The sequence below is a fragment of the Streptomyces sp. NPDC052101 genome, assembly GCF_040680235.1.
Lineage (GTDB): Bacteria > Actinomycetota > Actinomycetes > Streptomycetales > Streptomycetaceae > Streptomyces.
Genome location: NZ_JBFAWH010000173.1, coordinates 1 through 1,049 on the forward strand (window position 1 = coordinate 1; position 1,049 = coordinate 1,049).

The 1,049-nt window shown below is 69.1% G+C and carries 1 protein-coding gene; it reads left to right on the forward strand.

Going from position 1 to position 1,049, the window contains the following annotated elements; genetic code table 11:
• Positions 1–1,049: amino acid permease (locus AB0L75_RS44580; protein WP_365191987.1), on the forward strand; the 1,049-nt coding region annotated here is incomplete at both ends.

Sequence of the window (1,049 nt, forward strand, 5' to 3'; positions counted from 1 at the left end):
GATCTGGTCCGCGACCTTCCTCGTGCTGCTCTTCGGCCTCAACGCCCTCTCCACGCGCGCCTACGGCGAGAGCGAGTTCTGGTTCTCGCTCATCAAAGTCGCCACCGTGGTGATCTTCCTGGTGCTCGGCGTCCTGATGATCGTCGGCATCCTCGGCGGCTCCTCCCCCGGCTTCCACAACTGGACGGACGGCGAGGCCCCCTTCGTGGGCGGCGGCGCCGGCATCCTGGCGATCTTCATGGTGGCCGGCTTCTCCTTCCAGGGCACCGAGCTGGTCGGCGTGGCCGCGGGCGAGGCCGAGGACCCGGAGAAGAACGTGCCCAAGGCGATCCGCACCGTGTTCGTGCGCATCCTGCTCTTCTACGTCGGCGCAATCACCGTCGTCGGCTTCCTCATCCCCTACACCAGCCCCCACCTGCTGGGCAGCGACGTCGAGGACATCTCGATCTCCCCGTTCACGCTCGTCTTCGAGAACGCGGGCGTGCTCGCCGCCGCCTCCGTGATGAACGCCGTGATCCTCACGGCCATCCTCTCCGCGGGCAACTCGGGCCTGTACGCCTCCACCCGCATGCTCTGGGCCCTGGCCGACTCCGGCAAGGCCCCGCGCTTCCTGGCGAAGGTGAACCGGCGCGGCGTGCCCATGAACGCCCTCTACGCCACCACCGCGGTGGGCGCGGCGTGCTTCCTGACCACGTTCATCGGGGACGGCGCCGCCTACGTGTGGCTCGTCTCCGCCTCGGGCCTGGCCGGGTTCATCGTGTGGATGGGCATCGCCTGGAGCCACTACCGGTTCCGGCGGGCCTACGTCGCGCAGGGCCACGACCCGAAGGACCTGCCCTACCGCGCCTTCCTGTTCCCCCTGGGCCCGATCGTCGCGCTGGTCATGTGCGCCGTCGTGATCCTCGGCCAGAACTACCAGGCGTTCATGGGCGACGTGGACCTCGTGGCCGTGGCCAGCGCGTACATCGGCCTGCCCCTGTTCCTCGCGCTGTGGCTCGGCCACAAGCTCTTCACCGGCTCGAAGCCGGTCCGCTACGAGGACGCCGACC